Origin of the sequence: Haloferax sp. S1W, assembly GCF_044593955.1 — an archaeon.
GTDB lineage: Archaea > Halobacteriota > Halobacteria > Halobacteriales > Haloferacaceae > Haloferax.
Map to the genome: position 1 here is coordinate 562,844 of NZ_CP172595.1, position 18,429 is coordinate 581,272.

An 18,429-nucleotide genomic window follows, 5' to 3' on the forward strand; every position below is an offset into this window, starting at 1 on the left:
TTGGGTAGTCGGTTGGCGATTCAGGCGGCAGTGGGTAGTCAGTGGGCGATTCGGGCGTGGGGGGCAGGGGAACCGGCCTGTAAGACAGGGCGGTTGATGGTGGTTATTCGCCGGACAGTGGCTGCGCGGCGAACGTGGGCTGGTTAGTGAGCGGTTCGTGTAGTGGGCATTAATCCGCGGTGGCCGCCGAGGCGGTCGATTTGGGGGTGGTGAGCTGCTCCCAGACGACGATTGTCGGGGGTGTGACGACCAGCGCGGCGAGGTACGAGTAGAAGATACTCATCGCGGTCACGACACCGAACTGGCCGAGGACGGGCGTGATGGCGATAGCCAGCACACCGAGTCCCGTCGTAGTGGTGAGCATACTTCCGGTGAGCGCGCCGCCGGTCCCGCTGACGGTCAGCCGAAGCGCCTCGTCGAGGTCGTGTCCAGTGTTGTACTCGTCGGCGAACCGGTGGACGACGTGAGCGGAGTAGTCGATACCCAGTCCGATGGCGATGGCGAGGATGGTCGCCGTCAGGGCGTTCAGCGGGATGCCGAAGTAGCGCATCGACCCGGCGAGGAACGCGAGCGATACGCCGATGGGGACGAGGTTGACAACGCCGAGCGTCCACTGGCCTTCGAGGAGTTGGTAGATGAAGACGAGGAATATCGCCGTCGCGATGAGCGCGACCGCGAGGCTCTCGATAGCGGACATGAAGATGGTGTCCGAGACGGCCTTGAACACGACCGTGTTCCCCGTTGCCGTCGCGTCCATGCGAAGTCGGTCGGCGACGAGTTTCCCGTCGGCCACGATAGCCTTCTGTTCGGCATCGCCCTCGACGGTGTAGACGATGCGCGTCGCACGGTAGTCTTCGGTGAGGTACGACGAGGCCTGCCCGGAGACGGGCGAGGCCATCAGTTCGTCGTAGATGGTCTCCAGATTGTCGTCGGGGACGCCGTTGCCGTCCGCGTCGTTGCGGGCGACAAGGGCTGCGAACTCGGGGTTCTGAGCCGCGTAGTCCTGAATGACGGTGACGATGCTCGTCGCCTTGGCTCGGCGGTCTTCCTCGACGAACGTCTCGGGCGGGTCCTCACCCGCGCGATGTATCATCTCAAGCGACGAGTCCGCCCTGAGTTGCCCTTCGACGTACAGCGTCACACTGTCGCCTTGCGTACTCTCGAAGGTGTCTTCGAGGTAGTTCAGGTCGCGCGTGACCGTGTACACACCGGGTTTGAACGGTTCGGGGAGTTGCTGGAGGTAGTCGGCTTGCTCTTCCGGCGGGAGGAAGTCTTCCTGCGAGAACGACGTATCGACCCCGGTCCCGTAGGCACCGACGGCGACAGTCGAGACGAGCGTCACCACGAGGAAGATGCGCGGCGCAGTCCGGCCGATGACGACACCAACCGAGAGGACGCGCGCGAGGGGACCGCCTTCGCTTCCGAGTGGGGTAGACCCGAACGACGGGACACCGTACTTCTCGCGGAGTTGGTCTGTGTAGAGCTTCGCCGCCGGGAGGAACACCCCGAAGATGAAGAACGTAAACAGGATGCCGACTGCCGCGACGAGACCGAAGTCGCGAATCGGTGCGAGGTCGCTCGTGACGTTCGCGAGGAACCCGAGCACCGTCGTCCCGGTGACGATGAAGAATGCGACCGAAAGCTGTCGAACCGTCGTTCGCATCGACGGGACGGGTTCGACATCCTTCACGCGCTCTTCGCGGTAGCGGTTCACCGCGTGTAAGCCGAAGTCGATACCGACCGCCAAGAGGAGCGGCGGCACCGCGATGAGCATCTGGCTGAACGGGATGTCTGCGAGACCCATGAACCCGAACGTCCAGACGACGGCCAGCACGAGCGAGACGACGCCAAGGAACAGGTCGATGGGGTCGCGGTAGGCGACGACGAGGAAGCCGAAGATGAGAAGCACCGCCGCCGGAACGACGAGCAACAGCGAGTCGGCGATGACGTTGCTCAACTCGCTGGAGATGATGCCACTCCCGAACACGCGAATGTCGCTGTCGGCAGTGGTGGTCATCGACTGAATTTCGGTCTGAATCCCCGTCATCGGGCTGGTCCCGGACGTACCCGCACTCGACGAGATACCGGGGACTTCGTGGCTGACGACGCCAATCGTCGACGAGGCGCGGACCGACTCGTGATTGAAGTCGTCGCTCAAGAGCGACGCGACCTGCGGGTTCGCCGTTGCTTGCTTTGCTGCGGCGCGGACCTCAGACGGAGATGCGGATTCGAGCGCGTCTATCTGCTGGTCGAGCGTCGTCGCGGAGGGGTCAAGCGTCTGTGCGACCGTCGAGGCGACACTCGACGCCGAGGTGGCGCGGAGATGCGACCGGTCCATGATGCGCTCTTGTAAGCGCAACATGTCGAGCATCGCCGACTTCGAGAGGACGTTCGAGTCCTGCTGGATGAGCTGTGTACTCCCAGTACTGGTTTCGAACGCCGGCGAGAAGTCGCGGTCAACGTCGTCGAGTGCCTCTTGTGCCGGAGAGTTGTCCGTGAACTGCGAGGTACCGGCGTCGGTCGAGATATTCCCGAGTCCGGCCCCGAAGACGAGTGTCGCGACGAGGAACAACGCGACGACTCGACCGGGGTTGGTGACGATGTATTCACCGAGGCGGTCGACGTACACTTCGTAGTCAATCATGGTGGGGGAGGGGTGGAACGATTACCGCCGGTACCAGAGGAAGCCAACGACGCCGAGACCGACGACGACGAGACCGCCAACGAGCGATGTCGAGAGGCCGCCACCTCGGGTCGATTCGGTGACGGACATCGCCACGGGGTACGAGTCGGAGAGTTTGCGCTCACCGTCTCCGTTTTCGTACTCGAAGTCGATGTCGAACGAGTAGGTCTTCGGATTCGCGACGGAACCGGCGCTCAGGCCGAGCGTAATCTCGGTGGACTCACCGGGAGCGAGTTCTTCGATGAAGGCGGTGTCGTCAGTGAGCGACAGCGGACTGTCGGCGAACGCCTTGGCGTCGATATTCCGGTAGGTCTCGTCGCCGTTGTTGGTCACGACGAGCGTCACCGTCTCAGAACTGCCCGCTTCGAGCGACCCGTTTTTGACGGAGACGCCGAAGAGGTTCTGCTTGGGCTTTACATCGGCATTCATCAAGAGCGCATCCGACTGCAGGGTCTCGCCGTCTGCGTTGCGGTACTCCACGGTGTAGCTCAGTTGACGCTGCCCGGCGTCGGCCGAGTCAGTCACTTCGATGGAGAACGAGAAGTCGCTCGACTCGCCCGCTTCGAGCGTGCCGAGAGCGTATTCGGTCTCTTTGATGTTCGTGTTCGGGGACTTCGACGAGACGACGACGACCGCATTACGGGCCGTCTGCGGGCCGTCGTTGGTGATGGTTCCCGAGATGGTGGTCTCGCGGCCGATGCGCAGCGTCGAGTCGGCCGCATCGAGCGAGAACGACTGTTCTGCCAGCGGAGTCACACCAGTCGCGAGGTTCTTCGACTGCTTCGCGATGCCGTCGTCGTCTTCGTAGTTGACGACGGCCGAGAGCGCGTACTGTTGAACCGCCGCGGAGGCGGCGACGTTCGTCTCAAATTCGAGGGTGCGCGTTTCATTGACGGCCCACGACCCGGTGTACCGGGTGGCGGAGGTCGCCTGACCGAACGTCACTTCGGAGTTCTTCGAGGTCAGCGAGACGGACGCATCGTGCGCGGTCTGGGTGCCGACGTTGCGCATTGTGACGTTGGTCGTGCCGCTACTCCCGACCTGTGCGGAGGTTTCGACGGAGACGATTTCGAACCGTGGTGCTTCCTCGACGACGACGGTGACCGGGACCCTGGTCTTCGTCTCCACGTCGTGCTTTACGTCGCCGCTGTCACGGACGGACTCGTCGTACTCGTACTTGGCGACCATCTGCATCTTGTACGTACCGGGCGTCGCGTTCTCCTTGACTGAGACGGAGAACGTTGCGTCGCGCTGGGTTGCGTGGGGGATGTCGCCGACAGGGAGCGTCGCCGTGTTTACCTCGATTGGTGCGTCGCCGGGTTTGAGCGTGAGTCGCACGTTCTCCGCGGAGCGCACCTTCGCTTCGAGTTTCTCGCGCTGTTTGTCGCTCAGCGACGACGAACTCTCTAGCGAGGAGAACTTGCGGTACTCAGTGTCGCCGCCGTAGTTCGTGATAACGACGTCGAGCGAGGTTTCCTGTCCAGGAACGAGTTTGTTGCTCGGAGCGTACGCCTGAAGATTCGGTTCACCGACGATACCGGCCATCGCTGGCGTCGGAATCGCAACCAGGACGACCAGCATGACAACGAGTGTTCGTGAAAATTTCATGGAGTGTACAGATGGACTGTGTGGGCCTCAGATGGCATTCAGCGGGTTGTGTGATAGTTGGAAGGGGGGGATTCGGTTGATGTTGGAGTACGTTCGAATGGGGTGGTGGCCCCATTTGACTGAACGTACAATCAACACCAGATACTGTGTAGCGAGGTGATATAAATTGAACGAAACTTCAAAAAATTGCACAGGAGTTTGACCCACCAGTATTCACTCCTCCTAGGTGCCAATATACGGGGTTTCAAGCCCTAACTCGCAGCTACTCGTTCCCCAAACATCGTACTCCGATAGCACCGGCGTGTCGCAGGTGCTCGGTCAGACCCCGATGTATTCCTCGTTGACGACCCAGCCACCTTCGTCGTCTCGAACGAGGTACTCTCCGTAGTAGGGGACGCGATTGGTGACGACTGTCTCGTAGGCATCGCGAATTTCGTCGCGGGTCATCTCGCCCATCGACCGCAGGTCGTCGTTCCGGTTCAGACACCCTTTGAGGTATCCTTCGTGCGTCACGCGCACGCGATGGCAGTTCGCGCAGAACTCGGGATTTTCGACGGGGTCGACAATTTCGACCATCCCTTCGCCGACGTAGTAGCGCCGTCGGTGGTGCATCTCTCGTTTTGCGGTCTCGTCGGCGATGTCGTCGAGCCATCGGTGGACCCGCTCGATGTCGATGTTCCACTCCGGACGGCCGGTGAGTTCGGGCATGTACTGGATGAGTTGGAGTTGCAGGCCGTCGTTCTCGGCGACGTACTCGACCATCTCCTCGACGTACCCGGCGGTGTGGGTGAACACGACCATGTTGAGTTTGACCGGCGTGAGTCCGGCGTCGACGGCCGCTCTCACACCCTCCATCACCTTGTCGTACGCGCCGGATTTCGTAATCTCGGCGAACGCGTCGGGGTCGAGCGCGTCCTGCGAGACGTTCACCCGGTCGAGTCCGGCGTCGACGAGGTCGTCGGCGCGGTCGGGGAGAAACGTTCCGTTGGTCGTCAGCGACGTTTCCATGGAGTCGGGTGTCCGCCGGAGTATCTCTTCGAGGTCGGCGCGGAGCATCGGTTCGCCGCCGGTGAATTTCACCTTCCGGACGCCGTACTCCTCGACGACTTCGAGAAACCGGACTACGTCGTCGGCGCTCATCTCCGAATCGGAGGGGTCCATCGGCCCCCGAGTGTCGCCTAACCCCTCGTTGTGGCAGTAGACGCAGTCGAAGTTACACCGGTCTGTCAGCGAGATGCGGACACCGGTTACCTCTCTCCCGAAGTCGTCTGCCAGGACCATGTGTCGAACACTGGGAGTGTACGTTGATAAATTCGCTGTCGAGGGTAAGATGAATGTAACCACCAGTGGTTTCGTCCGTGGAGAGGCACAAACTCATCCAACGGGGTCTTACAAAACCCTTATCGGCCACACCGCCGGATGAACGGACATGGACGAAGCCGACGTACGCGACCTCTTGCGTGCGGTCGAGGACCCCGACCTCGGAGACGACATCGTCTCGCTCGGACTGGTGAACGCCGTCGAAGTCGATGGCGACACCGCCCGTATCTCACTCGCGCTCGGGGCACCGTACTCCCCGTCTGAGACGGCAATCGGCCGTCGCATCCGCGAAGTGCTTTCTGACGAAGGGCTGGAGGCCGACCTCACCGCGAAGATTCCGGCCGACCGCGACCCCGACGAGGAAGTCCTTCCGGGCGTGAAGAACATCATCGCCGTCGCCTCCGGCAAGGGTGGCGTCGGGAAGTCGACCGTCGCCGTCAACCTCGCGGCAGGACTCTCGAAACTCGGCGCGCGCGTCGGCCTGTTCGACGCCGACATCTACGGGCCGAACGTTCCGCGGATGGTCGCCGCCGACGAGGCCCCGCAGGCGACGCAGGACCAGACCATCGTCCCGCCGGAACGCTACGGCGTGAAACTCATGTCGATGGCCTTCCTCGTCGGCGAGGACGACCCGGTCATCTGGCGCGGTCCGATGGTCCACCAACTGCTCACGCAACTCGTCGAAGACGTGGAGTGGGGCAGTCTCGACTACCTCGTACTCGACCTCCCGCCGGGAACGGGCGACACGCAACTCACCATCCTCCAGACCCTCCCGCTCACGGGCGCAGTCGTCGTCACGACGCCGCAGGACGTCGCGCTCGACGACGCGAACAAGGGGCTTCGGATGTTCGGTAAGCACGACACGAACGTTCTCGGCATCGTCGAGAACATGAGCACGTTCCGGTGTCCGGACTGTGGCAACGCCCACGACATCTTCGGCGCGGGCGGCGGCCGCGAGTTCGCCGCGTCGAACGACCTGCCATTCCTCGGTGCGCTTCCCCTCGACCCCGTGGTTCGTGAAGGCGGCGACGGCGGGCGACCAATCGTCCTCGAAGACGACAACGAGACGGCCGACGCCTTCCGCGTGATGACCGAAAACGTCGCCGACATGGTCGGCGTGGTGCAGCGACGGAGCGTCAGCAACCGATGAGCGGCGAGGAACGCCTCGACGACGAGACGCCCGCGGACGACGTGGACTGGGAGATGGCCCCCGACTCGGACGCCGAGTTCCCGAACGACCCCGAGAAAGTGGCGTTCCTCCGCGAAATCGCCGAGGATATCTACGGCGAGTCCTCCGAGAGTCGGCAGGTCTCGGCCATCCTCTACCGCGTAAGCGACCTCTACGACCCCGACGGCGACACCTCGCCCGAAGAAATCTACCTCAACGTCCGCCACATCATGGACATCAAGGCCAAAGGCGGCCTCGACCGCTGAGTCGCGGCGACTGTCGCGGTCCGCGCTCGTTCTCAGTTCACTTTCACCCGCGCTAGATGCCAATTTCGTGCAACTACGGCCGTCAAGCGATATTGGACGGCCGTATCCGAGATTTTCACTTTCACTCTGCATCCATGGCTCGCACTTTACACGCGTGACAGCGACAGTCTATACGCTATGGACCGCGGCGAGATGCGTCGTTGTCCGCTTTCGACTGAGCGAAGCACGTTCTGACTCGACCGCGGCGGTTTTGGTTCCGGAGACGCAAACACGCGTGTGGACGCCAATCAACGCCAGTTCCGGAACCCCTTCTCGATGGACGCCGAGTGCACCAACTGCGATGCCCTCTGCGAGGTGCGCGAGCAGGTCGTCCACGGCTACGGCGACGTAGGCGCGGAGTTCCTGTTCGTCGGCGAGTCGCCGAGTGCGGGCGCGGAGCAAACCGGCGTCCCCTTCACCGGCGACGAGGCAGGGGAGCGAGTCCAGCGCATCCTCGGCGAACTGGGCTTTTCCCGGTCGGAACCAGATGCGGAAGAACCGGACCTCCAGAACGTCTTTCTCACGTACTTGACCCGCTGTCGGCACCACGAGCGTGGCCCGGCCCAGACAGAAATCGAGACCTGCGAACCGTTTTTGAACGCCGAAATCCGGATGATAAACCCGCACATTATCGTCCCCGTTGGGCAGGCGGCACTGGAGGCGCTCGCGTTCGATTACACGACACGTGCACGCGAGAGTTTCGACATCGACGAAGAACACGCCACCACGATTCGTGGCCGCGGGTTCGAACTCGTGCCGATGAAAGCCCCGTCGCGGCAGACCGACGAGGACACCGAGGCGTTCGTCACGCACGTCGTCGAGGAAGTCTTCGACCGCGACTACCGGCAGACGAAGGGGCGTCAGAGTCGCTGACTCGGGAACCGCAAGCGGCGGGTTGAAGGGTTCGCCGGGGAAAGAGACCTACATGACCGTCATCGCCGTACTCGCAGAACCACCGCGGCCAGGATTGGTGCTGTCTGACCTCGCAGCGACGAGTCCGCTCTCAGAAGAGGCGGTTGCGGACCTGTACGCCGCGATGCTCAAGGACATCTGCATCGCCGTGGAGCGCTCGGGTGGTGACCTCCTCGTGAACTACCTGCCGGACGACCAGCTTCCGGCGGAATTCGTCGGTGACACCAGCGCAGAGGCCGAGATTCGCGCGCTCGTCGCGGATGCCCTCGGCGGCACGGAGGACGTTCGGTTCGAACCGCAGGTCGGGTCGACGTTCGCGGCCCGCGCCGGAAACACCGTCACCCACCTTCTCGAAGAAGAGGCGGGTCACTCCGCCGCCGTAGTTCGCCCCGTTGTCCCGCAACTTGGGCGCACCCACATCGACAGCGCGGCGATGAAACTCCGCAGTACGCCGGTCGTCCTCGGCCCCTCGACCGAAGGTCGGGTTCACTTTGCGGGCTTCCGCGACCCTATCGACTTCACCGACGCATACGACACACCGGAAGTCGAGACCCTCGCCGAGCGCGCCGACGAGGCAGACCTCGGCCTCGACTACATTCCGATGCTTCCGGTCGTCGAGACCGGCGCAGACCTCGCCACGCTGGTTCCGGTGCTCCGCTCGCGGGTCGCCTCAGAGCGCGTCGTCCCCGAACACACCACGACGTTCGTCTTCGACCACGGGCTTCGCGTGGCGGAGACGGATGGCGTTCTCGAACTCGTCTCCGACTGACCGAGAGCGACAAGTCTTAGGTACCCCGTCCGAAAGTATCGGGCGAAGGTGGGATGGCGGAGCGGCCTAACGCGCCTGCCTTGAAAGCAGGTTTCCTCACGGAATCCTGGGTTCAAATCCCAGTCCCACCGCATTCTCAGAGAACCGAGACGCGCAGTTTCATCTGCGCGTCTCCGGTGAACGTGTGCTGTGGTGATAGACTGGGATTTGAATCAGGGAGCGACGCGAACGAAGTGAGCGGAGTGAGTGAGGTTCAAATCCCAGTCCCACCGCATTCTGACGCGAACAACATGGCGAGCACCGCGTAGCGTGTGCTCGCCAGCGTGAGCGTCGAATCGGTCCAGTGGGATTTGAGCAGCGAGCAACGCGAAGCGTTGCGAGTGGGGTCCCGCGAGTACCACGAGCGGGAACTCGTGAGACGTGAGGCGTCTCACGGTGTTCAAATCCCAGTCCCACCGTATTCTGCGGGAGCACGAACACCAAAGAAAACCAATCGCTCAGAACCGATACGCCATCATCACTTCGTCGACGTACTCGCCCTCGATGGTGTAGTGTTCTCTGCGAATTGCCTCGGTCTCCCAACCGTGCTCACCGAGGAACTCCATGGCGCGGTCGTTCGTCATGGGAATGCTGTTGTAGACCTTGCGGAAGCCGTTCGCTTCGGCCCAGTCGAGGCCGCGCTGGAGGAGCAAACTGCCGATACCGGCACCGCGGTAGTCTTCTTTGACGCCGACGGTCTGCTGTGCGGTCTCTCGAACCTTCGCGACCTGCGGGAGGTCGAGGTGCGTCCACCCGACGACTTCGCCGTCGATGGTAGCGACGAAGAACACGCGGGAGGCAACCTGATTGTGGCGTGTGACGGCCTCTTCGTAGAGGAGTTGCTCGGCGATGCTTTCGGCGACGACGTACGTCTTTTCCGACGTGACATCTCGAATCGCGTCGACTAACCCCTCGAAATCCTGCTGGCGACCCGGTCGGATAGTGACCACACCCACGTCTGTCTGGTGTTCCTCGATTGCGCCGACATCGAGCGCCAACTGGAGCGTCCCGCCGTCTTCTTCCAGATATCCCCGAGATTTCAAGCGGTCGAGTTCGACCTGGAATTCGTCTGATGAAACGGGAGCGATGTCGAGCAACACGTTCCGCTTTGCGGTCCCATGCCGCTCGACGTATTCGTATATCCGCTTACTAGCCTCTGATTCGAACGTTGGGCGCTCGGTCGCTCGCATACTCCTCTGAAAATGGAAGGCCACCCGTATATTTCTTGTCCAATGGTATCACTTAACACATCATTGTAGACAAGGTAATCGACGGTGCTGCACTTCGTTTCGGCGTTGGGCGAATCCGTGTGCTGCCGAAGTCGCACACTGCGATTCAAAGGGAACCCGCATGACAGATATCAACAAATGCGTAACGGCTTTGAATCGGCCTGCCAACACACGGATATGGATTGGCCACACGACCCGGACGGAGAGGAAGGGAGCGAAGGCGGACGCAAGTACGGCCAGGCGATTATCGCGAAGAAAATCGACGAGGAAGCGGACTTCCCGCTGAACAAAGCGGAGTTCGTCGAGGAGTTCGGCGACGAGCCCATCCGACTCGACTACGAGCGCGTCGTCTCGCTGTCGGACATCTTCGAGCACGTCGAGGGCGAGGAGTTCGACGGCTTCATCGAATTCCACAAGGCAGTCGGCAAAGCGATGCGCGAGAACGACTTCTGGTTCTACGAAGGCGCGGACGCGTTCGTGAACAGTTCGAAGGCGTAATCTCCCGCGTTCTTTCTATCGGTTCGAACGGTGTGGAGCAGCGGGATTAGTCGAACGAAGTCCGCTCTTGGACTTCTCGCTCGATAGCCTCGCGCTCCCACGTACGCGTCGCGTCACCCTCGACTTCCGCCTGTACCTTCTCTTCGAGGAGCGTGACGGCGACGCTGTTGGCCCCTTCGGGGATGATAAGGTCGGCGTGCTTCTTCGTTGGCTCGATAAACTGCTCGTGCATCGGTTTGACCGTCGAGAGATACTGGTCGATGACGCCCTGTAAGTCACGTCCGCGGTCGATGGCGTCGCGCTGGATGCGCCGGAGGATTCGCACGTCGGCGTCCGTCTCGACGTAGAGACGGAGGTCGAGCATCTCGTTGACCTGCTCGTCGTAGAGCGCGAGAATCCCTTCGAGGATGATAACGTCGGTCGGGTCGACCGTCACGCGCTCTGGCTTTCGGTTGTGAACCTCGAAGTCGTACTGTGGCATCTCGACCGCTCTCCCCTCCAACAGTTCCGCGAGTTGCTCGCGGAGGAGGTCCCACTCGAACGCCGACGGATGGTCGTAGTTGACCTGCTCGCGTTCGGACATTTCGAGGTGACTCTGGTCTTTGTAGTAGTTGTCTATCGGAATACGGGTGACGGACTCACCGACATTCTCCGTGATGAGTCGGGCCACAGTCGTCTTACCGGCACCGCTGCCCCCGGCGATACCGATGACGAACGACGGGATGGTCATCGAACAAAAAAGGCCCGCCAACGGGTTTGAACGCAGCGGTTTGCACCGTCTCTCGTGCTAGTATATAAAACACAGTGTTTGTCTGTAACTCGCATACAATTCTCGTACCGCCGTATCCCGCAATGGGACGCAGTTTCGAAACCAAGGGAGTTAAATTTATAAGTGGCAGTTACCTTTTCCTTTCACATGGTACGTGATATCGTACGCCGCGACTTCCTCAAGGGAGTGGGAGCCGCGGGAGCGGCAGGCTTGACTGGTTTATCCGGATGTATCGGTGGCGGCGGTGGAGGCGGCGGCCCAGAAGGCCTCGTCGTCATCGGCTACCCAGAAAGTGGGATTCAACTGTTCCGCGACTACTACAGCGCGTCCGACGGGAGCGAAGAAATCCTCGTTCCCGACGGACTGCGCGACGGGGCGATGCCCGGACAGGTTGGTAACGACATGGAGAACGTGACTGGGACGGCACCGGCGGCAGGCGGTCCGAACCAGGAGACGTTCAATCAGTTGTTCCAAGACGAGTACGACGCTGCACCGGGTGTGTTCACTTCGCAGACGTACGACTCCGTCGCGATTCAGCTTCTCTCGAACGCCGCGGCCGGTGAGAACTCCGGTCCGGCTATCAAAGAGCAGATGCGCCGGATGGCGAACCCCGGCGGAATGACCGTCGGGCCAGACAACCTCGTCGAGGGTATCGAGGCTGCGGCCAACGGTGAAGACATCGACTACCAGGGTGCGTCCTCCTCGGTCAACTTCGACGAGAACGGTGACCCGGCAGAGGCGGCCTACTCCATCTGGGAGTTCGACGCCGGGAACAACGCGACGACGGACGTCGAAAAGCAGAGCTTCGCTGGAGAGAACCCCGACGGGGCTGGCCCGATGGCCGACAGCGGTCCCGGTGGCTCCGACCGCGAGATGTCGGTTGGTATCCTCCTGCCCGAGACGGGTGACCTCGCATCGGTCGGCCAACCGATGATTCAAGCCGGTCAGATTCCGGTCAAGCAGGTCAACGAAGCCAACCCGGCCGGTCTCTCGGTCAACGCGCAAATCGAAGACACCCAGACGTCTCCGGACGCTGGTGTCTCCGCCGCGCAGTCGCTCGTCTCCGCGGGCGTTCCGTCCGTGTGTGGGTCGGCGTCCTCCGGTGTGAACGTTCCTGTGTCACTGCAGGCGTTCATCCCGAACGAGGTCGTCGGGTGCTCGCCGTCCTCGACGGCGCTGTCCGTCTCGAACCTCGAAGACAACGACTTCATCTTCCGGACGGCACCTTCGGACTTCCTGCAGGGTCGTGTCATGGCACAGGTCATGGCCGAACGCCTCGAAGTCAGCACGGTGTCGACGTTGTTCGTCAACAACGACTACGGGCAGCAGCTCTCTGAGCGCTTCTCGAACGTCTTCTCCGACCAGTTCGACGGAGAAGTCTACCACCAGGTCGCGTTCAACATCGGCGAGTCGTCGTACTCCTCGGTCATCGGGACGGCGCTGTCCGGTCCGGACAACTAAGCGACTCACAGACCCGACTTTTCTTTCGACGCTCCACCGTGAGCGGCCGCACTGCACGTCTCCCGTCAATCGCCGGTCGCTGTTAGTCGCCGTCAGTCGCCATTAATCGCCGCTAGTCGCCATTAGTCGCCGACAGTCTTCTCCGTCAAGACACGAGAGAGAACGGTCTTCGAGGGGTTTACGTGAGCAATAGCGCGGCGTGTGCGTCGGTGGTGCAGTCGCTGTCGGTCTCAGTCAGCGCCACAAATAAAATTCGTGTTCGGGTGGAGAGACTATCCGCCGAGGAAGTCCTGCCGGACCTGTTCGTCTTCGAGGAGTGCCGTCCCCGTGTCCATGTAGCGGTTCTGACCGTTCGCGAGGACGTAGCCGCGGTCACAGCGTCGAAGCGCCTCTTTGGCGTTCTGTTCGACCATGAGGATGGCCGTGCCTGCCTCGTTGATTTCGTCGATTTTGTCGAACATCTCGTCGACGAGGTCGGGTGCGAGACCCGCAGACGGCTCGTCGAGGAGGAGCAAGTCAGGGTCGAGCATGAGCGCACGCCCCATCGCGAGCATCTGCTGTTGCCCGCCTGACATGGTCCCTGCCTTCTGGTGCTTGCGCTCTTCGAGGATGGGGAAGCGGTCGTAAACAGCGCGCATTGCCTCCTCCGGTACTTCGTCGAGGATGTACGCGCCCATCTCGAGGTTTTCTTCGACCGTCAACGCCGAGAAGATGTTCTCGTTCTGCGGGACGTATCCGACGCCGACGTGGATGATGTCTTCCGGTCGGCGACCGGTGATATCCTCGTCTTGGAACGTGATGTCCCCGCCCATGAGAGCGGTCAATCCGAACACCGATTTCATCATCGTTGATTTTCCGGCCCCGTTTGGCCCGACGATGGTGACGTACTCGCCGTCGAACACGTCCATGTCGACATCAGTGAGGATTTGCAGGTCGCCGTACCCGGCGTCGAGTCCCCGAACGCGCAGGAGCGCGTCGCTCCGGTCTTCGATTCCAGCACCGCTCGTGGCGCTGCGGTTCGCGTCGACGCTCATACGTTCCCTCCGAGATACGCCTCGATTACCTCTTCGTTGCTTCGGATGTCGTCGGGGGTGCCCTCGGTGAGGACCTTCCCCTGATGTAAGACGATAACGTGTTCGCAGTTGTTCATGATGAGGTCCATGTCGTGTTCGACAATCAGGAAGGTGTAGCCCTGCTCACGGAGTTCGTGGACGTGTTCGAGGAGTTTCTTCTCCAGCGTCGGGTTGACGCCGGCGAACGGCTCGTCGAGGAGCAGCATATCGGGGTCAGTCAGGAGCGCCCGAGCCATCTCCAGCAGCTTCCGCTGGCCGCCGGAGAGGTTTCCGGCGTGCTCCTCGGCGATGTGGGAGATGTCGAAGAAGTCGAGGACTTCCCAGACCCGTTCGAGCAGTTCCTCTTCTTGGTCGCGAACGTCGTTTCTGACGCCGGGAAGGACCGACCGCCAGAGTTCTTCTCCGCGCTGATGTTTCGGCGCGAGCATCATGTTTTCGAGGACAGTCATCTCGCTGAGTTCGCGCGCAATCTGGAACGTCCGAACCAGTCCGAGGTTTGCGACTTCGTGCGGCTCCATCCCCGTGATGTCCTGTCCATTGAAGTGGACCGTGCCCGCGTCGGGCTTTATCATCCCGGTGATGAGGTTGAACGTCGTGGACTTCCCGGCACCGTTGGGACCGATGAGTCCGGTGAGTGACCCGGCTTCGACATCGAACGTCGCGCCGTCCACGGCGGTGATACCACCGAAGGACTTGCGTAGGCCTTCGATCTTAAGCGGGTAGTCTTCGGTCGTCTGAACGCCGGATGCGAAGGAACCGAGCGCACCCTCGTCGACCTTGGTCGCCACTTCGTCGATAGGTTGGTTGGCGTCACTCATCTGCGACACCTCCGTTGGTGTCGTCCACGTCGACGCCACCATCCGTCTGCACCTCACCGTCAGACGACCCGCCGTCGGTTGCGGCAGCCATCGACTTGGGTCGCGACAGCGAGATGACGGACGCCGTCTCCTTGCGGTGGCCGAGGAGACCCTCCGGCCGGTTGTGCATCAACCAGATGAGCACGAGACCCATCATGACCAACTGGAGCTGACGGATGCTGTCGAGCGTGTAGAGCAGGAACGGGACGGGGTCGAGCTGCGAGATGAGCGGCCCGACCGCCTGTCCGAATCCTGGCGGCGAGTCGAAGTTCGGAAAGACCGTCGTCACGAGGTTCTGGAAGTAGCGCGGACCCTGGTAGAGGAGGGCCGCGAACGCCGCACCACCGAGCACGCTGCCGGTGTTCGACCCGGCACCGCCGATGATGAGCGCAATCCAGATGAAGAACGTCACCCGCGGACGGAAGAAGTTCGGCGTCACTGCGCCCTGGGGCATGAGCCAGAGGATACCGGCGAGACCCATGAGCGCACAGCCGAGCATGAACGACTTGATTTTGAAGCGGTCGGTGTTCTTCCCGAGCGCGTTGGCAACGTCTTCGTCCTCGCGGATGGCCTTCAGCACGCGGCCGAAGGGTGACTCACCGGTGCGCTTGAGCAGCCAGTAGAACACCGTGACACCCACGAGCAGTAGCAGGCCGTAGGTGAAGCCGTCGACGACCGGTTTCGGGTTCGTCGGAACGATGACCCTCGTGGCGTCGACGAATCCGAGGTAGACACCCCAGAGACCGAACGTCTGGAATAACGCTTCGAGCGGGGGAACGAAGTCGAGGATGAGCCCCGAACCGCCCCCGAAGCCGACCCTCGTTCCGAGCAGTTGGAAGTGCTGGAGTTCGCCAGAGAGGAAGCTGAACCGGACGATTTCTGACATCGCGATGGTCACGATGGCGAGGTAGTCAGCGCGCAACCGAAGCGCCGGAAGCGCGACCACGAATCCGAGGAGTGCGGCCGCGACCATGCCAGCGATGATGCCGACGATGAGCGGAAGACCGAGCCCTCCGACCTGTGCGGCACCGCCGGCGACGTACAGGGGTTTCGAGACGAGCGCCATCACGTACACACCGACGGCCATGAAGCCGACGATGCCGATGTTGAACAGCCCCGTGTACCCCCAGTGGAGGTTGAGCGCGAGCGACAGCATCGCGAACACGCCGATGTAGAACGTCAGCGTGGCGATGGAGTTCAGTTGCCCGCGAAGGTCGTAGCCGAGCACGACGCCCGCGAGTACGTACAGGAGGTACGCCGCCGCGATGGTGATGACGATGAGTCCCGTGTCGCCACCCGGAACGCGGGCGGCGAGGTCGTCTCGGACGCTCATGCTGTCGACCTCCCACTAAAGAGCCCAGACGGCTTCACGAGCAGGATGACGATCATCACGACGAAGGCGGCGGCCCGCGCGAACGCGGACGGAATCCACAGGACCGACATCGACGCGGTCAAGCCGATGACCAGTCCACCGAGGATTGCACCGTAGATGGACCCGATACCGCCGAGGATGACGGCGGCGAAGATGAGCAGCAGCAGGAGCCATCCGTCGTTGAACCCGAGGGTTCCCTTCCAGAGGATGAACATGTATCCCGCGACGCCCGTGAGACCCCCGCCGATAATCCACGTCGAGCGGACGACCCGCTCGGTCGGAATCCCAGTGATAAGCGCCAGGTCTTCGTTGTCTGCCATGGCGCGCATCGCTTTCCCGAGCTTCGTCCGCTGTAACAGCAGGTGCACGCCCAGCATCAGCGCAGAGGCGATGACGAGGAGCGTGATGTCGTGTGCGTCGATGAACACCGTTCCATCGATGAGGTGCAAGCCCACGGACGGCGGCTGTGCGGTCGTGCCGCGTACGTCCGACCCGAAGACGAACTGCATCAGGTAGCGGAGCGCGAACGCGACACCGATACTCGTGATGAGGAGCGTGATGCCGCCTTCGTCACGAATCGGCTTGAAAATGGTACGGTCGACCGCCAGTGAGAGGAGGATGGTGAACCCACCGGCGACGATGATGCCAGCGACGACCGCGAGCGGCGTCGATAGCATGCCAATATCGAGCGCACCTCCGTAGACGGAACCACCCGCACCGACTAACATCAGTGCCCCAATGTCGGCGCGACCAAGTCCTGCAAGGAGGTACGTGGTCGACCAACCGGAGAACGCGCCAGCGGTGATGTAGTCACCGTGCGAGAAGTTTGCGAAGTTCAGGATGCTGTACGTCATTGACAGACCGATACCGGCGAGCCCAATTACGAGGCCCCGCATCAGGCCGTCCCAGACGAGCGAGCCGATGTCGGCGAACCGCGTCTGCCCAGTTGCGAGCCCGAGCAGGAGGTCGCCGAGCAAGTACGCTGCGACGATTCCGAGCACGAGCGCGAACGGACGCTCAATTGCTAACTCCCTGCCCCGGGAGTATGTTTCAGCAATACCCATTGATAACTATCCTCATGATATGTGCGGACGATTAACGCACATAAATCTTTCTTCACGCGACCATCTATTTGGCTTCGTCACAATCGACTGGACCCTGTTCGAGTTGGAGTTTCGCGCCACTGTCAGCGATAATTAAAAACGGTTTGGAATCGTCTAACCGTACATGCGCGTGACTTCTGCGACGGTAGACGACCTCGATGCCCTCGCAGACCTGTGGGTCGAACTTGCGGCAGGCCAGCGTGCGTTCGGTTCGCACCTTCGGGCGGAGTTGAACAGAACTCCAATCCGGGAAACCCTCGCGCGACACGTCGCTCTCGGTGGGGTATTAATAGCGCACGAGCGGGGTGAAAGGGACTCCGCGAGTGCTGATGAGGAGGACGATTCAGGCGGGTCGAGCCGAGTTGTCGGATTCGTTATGTTCAATGTCGAGTCAGGTGCGTACGAACAGGACGTAACCCGCGGCACCATCAGCAACCTGTTCGTCGTCCCTGACCGCCGCGGGGATGGGGTTGGGAGCGAACTACTCGCCGCGGCCGAAGACGAACTCGAGGAGTGGGGTGCCGATGTTGTCGCACTGGACGTGATGGCTGAGAACGAAAACGCCCGAAAATTCTACCGTCGGCACGGATATCAACCACATCGAATCCAACTGGAGAAATCGATGCGAAACGATACACACTCAAAGGAGGACCAATAATCACCAGACGCGCCAGGAGAGCATGGGCGGTTCATGCACTCGACTTGTAATCGAGACTTCGTGGGTTCGAATCCCACTCCTGGCTCTTTTCTGAGGAGCAACGTGACGAAGAAAGGGCGGACAGTGGCGATTTGAAGCCGACCAGTCGTGCACAGCGAACGAAGTGAGCGAGCACGTCTGGTTTCGGTTCGAACTCCACTCCTCGCTCTACTGGAGTGACTTTTCGCACTGTCACGTCCGATTCTTTATCACAATCGAGCAACCAACTTCGAAATGGGACATCTGTCCCGGAGGCGTCGTCCGATGCATGCCTGCCATGGTTGCTTCCCGGCGCCTTTCTGCTTAACACCGAGTTAATCCGCCTGAGACGCGATTTTACTAGTCTTGACGAACCACTATCCTCAGCTAATCATACGTTTATTGCCACACTGGATTCCGTCGCAGTTGGGGTCACTGTGGTCACCTGACGCAACGACGGTCGTTTCCACAACGGAGCAACCGCAGCGGGCGGTGTCCACTCGTACGCGCCGAGCGCAGCAGCCATTCAGACGCAACGCTCTTGAAATATGCAGACTCGGCGCTCTCGAAAGCAACACGCAGCACGT

16 protein-coding genes and 2 tRNA genes are annotated in these 18,429 nt (G+C 61.5%); 9 read left to right on the forward strand and 9 right to left on the reverse strand.

Annotated features, from left to right (window positions below):
* Nucleotides 1-169 precede the first annotated feature (169 nt).
* The 3 genes from ACH9L7_RS03085 to moaA all read right to left on the reverse strand — a co-directional run bounded on the left by ACH9L7_RS03085 (nt 170) and on the right by moaA (nt 5,572).
* Entirely contained in the window at nt 170-2,644 is a 2,475-nt protein-coding gene (locus ACH9L7_RS03085; protein ID WP_396612280.1) for an RND family transporter, read from the reverse strand.
* Nucleotides 2,645-2,665: 21 nt separating this feature from the next.
* Nucleotides 2,666-4,291: a COG1361 S-layer family protein gene (locus ACH9L7_RS03090; RefSeq protein WP_396612281.1), complete on the reverse strand. Its 1,626-nt coding sequence runs from the start codon at nt 4,289-4,291 to the stop codon at nt 2,666-2,668.
* Nucleotides 4,292-4,609: 318 nt separating this feature from the next.
* Nucleotides 4,610-5,572 (reverse strand): GTP 3',8-cyclase MoaA, encoded by a 963-nt coding sequence (moaA, locus tag ACH9L7_RS03095; RefSeq protein WP_396612282.1) that lies wholly within the window; start codon nt 5,570-5,572, stop codon nt 4,610-4,612.
* Nucleotides 5,573-5,720: 148 nt separating this feature from the next.
* Between moaA and ACH9L7_RS03100 the strand changes: the two genes are divergently transcribed.
* From ACH9L7_RS03100 to ACH9L7_RS03120, 5 genes are all read left to right on the forward strand, one after another.
* Nucleotides 5,721-6,761, forward strand: coding sequence for an Mrp/NBP35 family ATP-binding protein (locus ACH9L7_RS03100; RefSeq protein ID WP_396612283.1), 1,041 nt, complete (start codon nt 5,721-5,723; stop codon nt 6,759-6,761).
* Nucleotides 6,758-7,045, forward strand: coding sequence for a hypothetical protein (locus ACH9L7_RS03105; RefSeq protein ID WP_396612284.1), 288 nt, complete (start codon nt 6,758-6,760; stop codon nt 7,043-7,045). The genes ACH9L7_RS03100 and ACH9L7_RS03105 overlap by 4 nt, the downstream gene beginning before the upstream one ends.
* 276 nt (nt 7,046-7,321) lie before the next feature.
* Nucleotides 7,322-7,957: a uracil-DNA glycosylase family protein gene (locus ACH9L7_RS03110; RefSeq protein WP_396612285.1), complete on the forward strand. Its 636-nt coding sequence runs from the start codon at nt 7,322-7,324 to the stop codon at nt 7,955-7,957.
* A 52-nt stretch (nt 7,958-8,009) separates the two neighbouring features.
* Entirely contained in the window at nt 8,010-8,765 is a 756-nt protein-coding gene (locus ACH9L7_RS03115) for a DUF2064 domain-containing protein (protein ID WP_396612286.1), read from the forward strand.
* 47 nt (nt 8,766-8,812) lie between these two features.
* Nucleotides 8,813-8,896, forward strand: a tRNA-Ser gene (locus ACH9L7_RS03120).
* 366 nt (nt 8,897-9,262) lie between these two features.
* On the opposite strand, the gene ACH9L7_RS03125 is transcribed toward ACH9L7_RS03120, so the two are convergent.
* Nucleotides 9,263-9,994, reverse strand: coding sequence for a GNAT family N-acetyltransferase (locus ACH9L7_RS03125; RefSeq protein ID WP_396612287.1), 732 nt, complete (start codon nt 9,992-9,994; stop codon nt 9,263-9,265).
* Nucleotides 9,995-10,210: 216 nt separating this feature from the next.
* Between ACH9L7_RS03125 and ACH9L7_RS03130 the strand changes: the two genes are divergently transcribed.
* A complete protein-coding gene (locus tag ACH9L7_RS03130) occupies nt 10,211-10,531 on the forward strand; it encodes a DUF5785 family protein (protein ID WP_396612288.1) in 321 nt (106 codons plus the stop codon).
* A 46-nt stretch (nt 10,532-10,577) separates the two neighbouring features.
* Here the strand turns inward: ACH9L7_RS03130 and udk are convergent, their stop codons facing one another.
* Nucleotides 10,578-11,261 carry a uridine kinase gene (gene udk, locus ACH9L7_RS03135; protein WP_396612289.1) on the reverse strand — a complete coding sequence of 228 codons (684 nt, stop codon included), beginning with the start codon at nt 11,259-11,261 and terminating at the stop codon, nt 10,578-10,580.
* Between the two features lie 186 nt (nt 11,262-11,447).
* Here udk and ACH9L7_RS03140 point away from each other — a divergent pair, with 186 nt between their 5' ends.
* Nucleotides 11,448-12,761: an ABC transporter substrate-binding protein gene (locus ACH9L7_RS03140; protein WP_396612290.1), complete on the forward strand. Its 1,314-nt coding sequence runs from the start codon at nt 11,448-11,450 to the stop codon at nt 12,759-12,761.
* A 272-nt stretch (nt 12,762-13,033) separates the two neighbouring features.
* Here the strand turns inward: ACH9L7_RS03140 and ACH9L7_RS03145 are convergent, their stop codons facing one another.
* The 4 genes from ACH9L7_RS03145 to ACH9L7_RS03160 are packed head-to-tail and all read right to left on the reverse strand — an operon-like array spanning nt 13,034 to nt 17,127.
* Nucleotides 13,034-13,795, reverse strand: a complete 762-nt coding sequence (locus ACH9L7_RS03145; RefSeq protein WP_396612291.1) for an ABC transporter ATP-binding protein — start codon at nt 13,793-13,795, stop codon at nt 13,034-13,036.
* On the reverse strand, nt 13,792-14,652 hold the full coding sequence (locus ACH9L7_RS03150) for an ABC transporter ATP-binding protein (RefSeq protein WP_396612292.1): 861 nt from the start codon (nt 14,650-14,652) through the stop codon (nt 13,792-13,794). The genes ACH9L7_RS03145 and ACH9L7_RS03150 overlap by 4 nt, the downstream gene beginning before the upstream one ends.
* Complete coding sequence (locus tag ACH9L7_RS03155; RefSeq protein ID WP_396612293.1) at nt 14,645-16,024, reverse strand: branched-chain amino acid ABC transporter permease; 1,380 nt, start codon at nt 16,022-16,024, stop codon at nt 14,645-14,647. Before ACH9L7_RS03155 ends, ACH9L7_RS03150 begins: the two co-directional genes overlap by 8 nt.
* A complete protein-coding gene (locus ACH9L7_RS03160) occupies nt 16,021-17,127 on the reverse strand; it encodes a branched-chain amino acid ABC transporter permease (RefSeq protein WP_396612294.1) in 1,107 nt (368 codons plus the stop codon). The genes ACH9L7_RS03155 and ACH9L7_RS03160 overlap by 4 nt, the downstream gene beginning before the upstream one ends.
* A gap of 163 nt (nt 17,128-17,290) precedes the next feature.
* Between ACH9L7_RS03160 and ACH9L7_RS03165 the strand changes: the two genes are divergently transcribed.
* Nucleotides 17,291-17,824: a GNAT family N-acetyltransferase gene (locus ACH9L7_RS03165; RefSeq protein WP_396612295.1), complete on the forward strand. Its 534-nt coding sequence runs from the start codon at nt 17,291-17,293 to the stop codon at nt 17,822-17,824.
* Nucleotides 17,825-17,835: 11 nt separating this feature from the next.
* Nucleotides 17,836-17,909: transfer RNA gene (locus tag ACH9L7_RS03170), tRNA-Thr, on the forward strand.
* Nucleotides 17,910-18,429 lie beyond the last annotated feature (520 nt).